Genomic DNA, 5,799 nt, shown 5'->3' with positions numbered 1-5,799 from the left:
CGGCATCCGGCTGCCCGGGCGCTTTCGCCGGCAGCTGCGCAAGTGTTCCTGGACGGTGCGTGCCGACACCTGTTTCGACGCCGTCGTCGCCGCCTGCGCCTGCGCCCCACGCCCGGGCCAGGACGGCACCTGGATCCTGCCGGCGATGCGCGAAGCCTACGGCCGCCTGCACCGGCTCGGGCACGCCCACAGCATCGAAGTCTTCGACGGCGACAGCCTGGTCGGCGGCCTTTACGGGGTGGCCTCCGGCGAAATGTTCAGCGCCGAAAGCATGTTCAGCGGCCAATCCGGGGGCTCGAAGGTGGCGCTGGCGGCGCTGGGCCACTGGCTGACCGGCTGGGGCTGGCCCCTGATCGACGCCCAGATCAGCAACCCGCACCTGGTGTCGCTCGGCGCTTATGAAATGCCGCGGGCCAGCTACCTGGCGCGCCTGGCGGTGCTGGCCGGGCGTCCGGGACGCCCGGGAAGCTGGTCCGGACTGCCGCCGCTGGCGGCAGCATCACTGGCAGGCGTCAGCGGCGGTTAACCAAATTTTTGCAAGTGGGGCAAGGAGATGGCAGAATCACCGGCTTCCAAGCGCGGTTCCCCCGCCCAGCGAAACAGAGAATGTCCAAAGACGATTGCATTGAATTCGAAGGTACGGTTCTCGAGACCCTCCCGAACACCATGTTCCGGGTCAAGCTCGAGAACGGCCATGTCATCACGGCCCACATTTCCGGCCGCATGCGCAAGAACTACATCCGCATCCTGACCGGTGACAAGGTCAAGGTCGAGATGACGCCCTACGACCTGACCAAGGGTCGCATCACCTACCGCATGAAATAATCACACGGTAGCGGGGAGCAGCTTCTCGGGCTCGGCCTGGGAATCGACCACCAACTCCCCGTCGCGTACGTCCACCGACACGCGACCGCCGTTGGCCAGCTTGCCGAACAGCAGTTCGTCCGCCAACGGCCTCTTGATCTTGTCCTGAAGCAGACGCGCCATCGGGCGTGCGCCCATCTGCGGGTCGAAACCGTGCTGGGCCAGCCACTGCCGCGCTTCCGTCGTCGCCGAGAGGCTGACGTGCTTTTCGTGCAGCTGCGCTTCGAGTTCGATCAGGAACTTGTCGACCACGCGCAGGATGTGGTCCAGCCCCAGCGAGCCGAACTGGATGATGCCGTCCAGGCGGTTGCGGAACTCGGGCGTGAACGCCTTGCGGATCACTTCCATCGCGTCGGTGGTGTGGTTCTGTTCGACGAAACCCATGGTGCGGCGCGAGGCCTGGGCGGCGCCGGCATTGGTGGTCATCACCAGCACCACGTTGCGGAAGTTGGCTTCGCGGCCGTTGGTGTCGGTCAGCACGCCGCGGTCCATGACCTGCAGCAGGATGTTGAACACGTCCGGGTGCGCCTTTTCGATTTCGTCGAGCAGCAGCACGCAGTGCGGGGTCTTGACGATCTTTTCGGTCAGCAGGCCGCCCTGGTCGAAGCCGACGTAACCCGGGGGCGCGCCGATGAGGCGGCTCACCGAGTGGCCTTCCATGTATTCGGACATGTCGAAACGCACCAGCTCGATGCCCAGCTGCATCGCCAGCTGCTTGGTGACTTCGGTCTTGCCCACGCCGGTGGGACCGGCGAACAGGAAGTTGCCGATCGGCTTGTCCGGGCTGGCCAGGCCGGAGCGGGCCAGCTTGATCGCCGAGACCAGGGTCTCGATGGCCGGGTCCTGGCCGAAGATGACCATCTTGAGGTTGCGCTCGAGGTTTTCGAGCACGTCCTTGTCCGAGGCGCTGACCTGCTTGGTCGGGATGCGCGCCATCTTGGCGACGATCAGCTCGATTTCCTCCACGTCCACGACCTTCTTGCGCAGCTCGTCGGTGAGCAGGCGCTGGCGGGCGCCGGCTTCGTCGATCACGTCGATGGCCTTGTCGGGCAGCAGGCGGTCGTTGATGTGCTTGACCGAAAGGTCGACCGCCGCCTGCAGCGCGTCGGACGCGTATTCGACGTCATGGTGCTTCTCGAAGCGGGTCTTGAGCCCGTGCAGGATCGCCACGGTTTCGGCCACGGTGGGCTCGACCACGTCGATCTTCTGGAAACGACGGGCCAGCGCGCGGTCCTTTTCGAACACGCCGCGGTATTCCTGGAAGGTGGTCGAACCGATGCAGCGCAGTTCGCCGTTCTGCAGCACGGGCTTGATCAGGTTGGAAGCGTCCATGGTGCCGCCCGAAGCCGAACCGGCGCCGATGATGGTGTGGATCTCGTCCACGAACAGGATCGCGCCCGGTTCCTTCTTGATCTGCTGGATGACCGCCTTCAGGCGCTTCTCGAAGTCGCCGCGGTACTTGGTGCCGGCCACCAGCGCGCCCAGGTCGAGCGAATAGATGGTGGCGTCCTTCAGGACCTCGGGCACCTTGCCTTCGACGATGCGCCAGGCCAGGCCCTCGGCCAGCGCGGTCTTGCCCACGCCGGCCTCGCCGACGTAGAGCGGGTTGTTCTTGCGGCGGCGGCACAGCACCTGGATGGTGCGCTCGACTTCGTCTTCGCGGCCGATCAGCGGGTCGATCTTGCCCTCGCGGGCCAGTTCGTTGAGGTTGGCGGCGAATTCCTCGAGCGGGTTGCCCTTGGCTTCACCGCCCTCCTCGCCCTCGGGCTTGGCTTCAGGCGCGGGCTTGTCCTCGGGGCCATCGCCGATCTTGGCGATGCCGTGGGACAGGTAATTGACCACGTCCAGGCGGGTGATTTCCTGCTGGTTGAGGAAATACACCGCATGCGAGTCCTTCTCGCCGAAGATCGCCACCAGCACGTTGGCGCCGGTGACCTCCTTCTTGCCCGAGGACTGCACGTGGTAGACGGCGCGCTGCAGCACCCGCTGGAAACCCAGGGTCGGCTGCGTATCGCGCGGGTCGTCGGCCGGAAGCACCGGTACGGTGTCGGCGATGATCTGGCGAAGCCCGGTGGCCAGGCGCGGCTGGTCGGCCCCGCAGGCCTTGAGCACGCCGGCGGCGGACGGGTTGTCCAACAGCGCCAGCAACAGGTGCTCGACCGTCATGAACTCATGGCGGGCTTCGCGGGCCTGCTTGTAACACTGGCCGATGGTGTATTCGAGGTCCTTGCTGAACATGCTCTGCTCCGGAACGTTTGCTCCGATATGGGGCCAGCCTAGGCTTTTTCCATGGTGCACAACAGGGGGTGCTGGTGCTCCCTGGAGAACTCGTTGACTTGCGTTACCTTCGATTCAGCCACTTCGCGTGTGTAGACGCCGCAAACACCCTTGCCGCGGGTGTGGACGTGCAGCATCACCTGGGTGGCCTGTTCGCGGTTCAGGGCAAAGAAAACCTGCAGGACCTCGACCACGAAGTCCATGGGCGTGAAGTCATCGTTGAGCAGGACGACCTGGTACAGGGGCGGCCGGACGACCTCGGGCTTGGTCTCGACCGCCACGCCATGGTCGTGTTCGCGTTCGGGTGGGCGATTCTGGGACATGGGGCAAGTATAAGATGGACGGGCCGGATCCCGCCGGCAATCGCCCCGGAGCGCCCAAATGCCTTTTCGCCTCACCCTGATCGCCCTTGCCCTGCTGGCCGGCCCCGTCCTGGCCGCGGACCATGACGCCGTCGTGAAAGCCCAGCTTGAATCCAAGGGCACGCCCTTCACGATCGACGACGACGGCGACTTCCAGATCACCGTGCGCGTCGACGACAAGCGCACCCAGCTGGTCTGGGTCCGGTCCGCGGTCGAAGCCACCGACCACCACAAGGTCCGCGAAATCTGGTCGCCCGGCTACCGCGCGCCCACCGGCGACTTCACCGCGGCCATCGCCAACGACCTGCTCGAGCGCAGCAACAACCTCAAGCTCGGCGCCTGGGTGAAGCAGGACGACGTGGCCATGCTGGTCATCAAGATCCCGGCCGACGCCAGCGCCGACGCGCTGGACGAGGCGATCGACCTGGCCGCCGCCTCGGCCGACGTGGTCGAGCGCGAACTGCTGGGTTCCGACGAGCTTTGACCTACCGCAGCGGCCGCTTCTGGCAACCCGACGTCACCGTCGCCACCGTCGTCGTGCGCGACGGTCGCCTGCTGGTGGTCGAGGAACAGGTGCAGGGCGCGCTGGTGCTCAACCAGCCCGCCGGCCACCTGGAACCCGACGAAAGCCTGCTCGAAGCGGCCCGCCGCGAAACCCTGGAAGAAACCGGCTGGGAGGTCGAACTGACCGCCTTCATCGGCGCCTACCAGTGGACCTCGCCGCGTGACGGCAAACATTTCCTGCGCATGGCCTTTGCCGCCGAACCACTGCGGCACGACCCGGAACGGCCGTTGGACGAAGGTATCGTGCGTGCGTTCTGGCTGACCCCGGGCGAGCTGGCGGCCGAGTCAGCCCGGCATCGCAGCCCGCTGGTCTGGAAGGTCGCCGACGACTTCCTGGCCGGGCGGCGCCTGCCCCTGAACGCCCTCACCCACGTCGCATGAGCCCTGCCCGGATCATCGTCGGCCTGTCCGGCGGCGTCGATTCGTCCGTGGCGGCGCTGCTGCTGCAGCGCCAGGGCGAGTCGCTGGCCGGGCTGTTCATGCAGAACTGGGACGATGACGGCGACGGCGAATGCCGGGCGGAAGACGACCGCCGGGACGCGCTGCGCATCGCCGGCCTGCTGGGCATCCCGTTTCACAGCCGCAACTTCGCCGCCCAGTACTGGGCCGATGTCTTCCAGCATTTCCTGGACGAATACCGCGCCGGGCGAACGCCCAACCCGGACGTGCTGTGCAACCGCGAGATCAAGTTCAAGACCTTCCTGGACGAAGCCCGCTCCCTGGGTGCCGAGGCCATCGCCACCGGCCACTACGCCCGGGTCGAACAGCGCGAGGGCCGCTGGGCCCTGCTGCGCGGCGTCGATACCGGCAAGGACCAGAGTTATTTCCTGCACCAGCTGGGCCAGGAGCAGCTGGCCGCCACCCTGTTCCCGATCGGCCACCTGCCCAAGGCGGAAGTGCGCCGGCTGGCTGCCGAGGCCGGGCTGCCGACCGCAGCCAAGAAGGACTCCACCGGCATCTGTTTCATCGGCGAACGCGACTTCCGCGAGTTCCTGGGCCGCTACCTGCCGGCCCGGCCGGGCGAAATCCGCGATCCCGATGACGTGGTGGTCGGTGAGCACGCCGGCTGCTGGTACTACACCCTGGGCCAGCGTGAAGGCCTGCACATCGGCGGCGTGCGCGGCCGCCCGGCCGCGCCCTGGTTCGTGGTGGCCAAGGACGTGGCCAACAACGTCCTGGTCGTCGACCAGGGCGGCAACAGTCCCTACCTGCTTTCGACCCGGCTGCGCTCGGAGCCGGCGCACTGGGTCGCCGGCGCGCCCGAATCGGCCCGTTTCGACTGCACCGCCAAGACCCGCTACCGCCAGGACGACCAGGCCTGCACCGTGGAGGTGGACGCGGACGGGTCGCTTTCCGTAGCCTTCGCGTCCCCGCAGCGCGCGGTCACGCCCGGCCAGTCCGTGGTGCTCTACCGCGACGATGAATGCCTGGGTGGCGCCGTGATCGCCGCCACCGATGCCCCCCTGGAAAGGAAAACCGCCCCGCCATGAAGGATCGCGCCCTCGCCCTCGCCGGCCTGCTGCAGGCCGTGCAGCTGGTGCAGCAGATGGCCCAGACCGGCCAGGCCGAATCGGCGCCGCTGGCCGCCAGCATCGACAGCCTGTTCCGCTTCGACGCCGAAACGCCCGAAGCCGTGTTCGACGGCGCGGCGAAACTGCGTCCCGGGCTCGAGCGCCTGGCCGGCCAGCTCGATGGCGGCGCCGGACGCGACGCGGCCCTGACCCGCATGGCC

The 5,799-nt window shown here is 67.2% G+C and carries 8 protein-coding genes; 6 read left to right on the top strand and 2 right to left on the bottom strand.

All coding sequences use genetic code 11. From position 1 onward, the window contains the following. The coding region (gene aat, locus AACZ35_RS11730; RefSeq protein ID WP_339829476.1) for a leucyl/phenylalanyl-tRNA--protein transferase at window positions 1-526 on the top strand (526 nt) is incomplete at its 5' end. Between the two features lie 80 nt (window positions 527-606). Then, on the top strand, window positions 607-825 hold the full coding sequence (gene infA, locus AACZ35_RS11725) for a translation initiation factor IF-1 (protein WP_034220409.1): 219 nt from the start codon (window positions 607-609) through the stop codon (window positions 823-825). Here infA and clpA read toward each other — a convergent pair whose 3' ends face one another. Together clpA and clpS are read right to left on the bottom strand one after the other, a co-directional pair. After that, window positions 826-3,102, bottom strand: a complete 2,277-nt coding sequence (gene clpA / locus AACZ35_RS11720; protein ID WP_339829472.1) for an ATP-dependent Clp protease ATP-binding subunit ClpA — start codon at window positions 3,100-3,102, stop codon at window positions 826-828. A gap of 38 nt (window positions 3,103-3,140) precedes the next feature. Further along, a complete protein-coding gene (gene clpS / locus AACZ35_RS11715; protein ID WP_339829470.1) occupies window positions 3,141-3,464 on the bottom strand; it encodes an ATP-dependent Clp protease adapter ClpS in 324 nt (107 codons plus the stop codon). A gap of 58 nt (window positions 3,465-3,522) precedes the next feature. On the opposite strand from clpS, the gene AACZ35_RS11710 reads away from it, so the two are divergent. The 4 genes from AACZ35_RS11710 to AACZ35_RS11695 form a co-directional block, all read left to right on the top strand. Beyond that, window positions 3,523-3,987 carry a hypothetical protein gene (locus AACZ35_RS11710; RefSeq protein WP_339829468.1) on the top strand — a complete coding sequence of 155 codons (465 nt, stop codon included), beginning with the start codon at window positions 3,523-3,525 and terminating at the stop codon, window positions 3,985-3,987. Then, complete coding sequence (locus tag AACZ35_RS11705; RefSeq protein ID WP_339829466.1) at window positions 3,984-4,448, top strand: NUDIX hydrolase; 465 nt, start codon at window positions 3,984-3,986, stop codon at window positions 4,446-4,448. Before AACZ35_RS11710 ends, AACZ35_RS11705 begins: the two co-directional genes overlap by 4 nt. Further along, window positions 4,445-5,557 (top strand): tRNA 2-thiouridine(34) synthase MnmA, encoded by a 1,113-nt coding sequence (gene mnmA / locus AACZ35_RS11700; RefSeq protein WP_339829463.1) that lies wholly within the window; start codon window positions 4,445-4,447, stop codon window positions 5,555-5,557. Before AACZ35_RS11705 ends, mnmA begins: the two co-directional genes overlap by 4 nt. After that, the coding region (locus AACZ35_RS11695; protein ID WP_339829460.1) for a DUF489 family protein at window positions 5,554-5,799 on the top strand (246 nt) is incomplete at its 3' end. The genes mnmA and AACZ35_RS11695, both read left to right, overlap by 4 nt.

The sequence above is a fragment of the uncultured Arenimonas sp. genome, assembly GCF_963976025.1.
In the GTDB taxonomy this organism is placed as follows: Bacteria; Pseudomonadota; Gammaproteobacteria; order Xanthomonadales; family Xanthomonadaceae; genus Arenimonas.
Note: the sequence above shows the minus strand (reverse complement) of the source record. Positions and strands in the feature narration are given on the sequence as shown.

Excerpts from the sequence above, each read along its gene's own strand:
- clpA (WP_339829472.1), bottom strand. The coding sequence starts at position 3,102 with ATGTTCAGCAAGGACCTCGAATACACCATCGGCCAGTGTTACAAGCAG.
- clpS (WP_339829470.1), bottom strand. The coding sequence starts at position 3,464 with ATGTCCCAGAATCGCCCACCCGAACGCGAACACGACCATGGCGTGGCG.
- infA (WP_034220409.1), top strand. The coding sequence starts at position 607 with ATGTCCAAAGACGATTGCATTGAATTCGAAGGTACGGTTCTCGAGACC.
- mnmA (WP_339829463.1), top strand. The coding sequence starts at position 4,445 with ATGAGCCCTGCCCGGATCATCGTCGGCCTGTCCGGCGGCGTCGATTCG.
- AACZ35_RS11710 (WP_339829468.1), top strand. The coding sequence starts at position 3,523 with ATGCCTTTTCGCCTCACCCTGATCGCCCTTGCCCTGCTGGCCGGCCCC.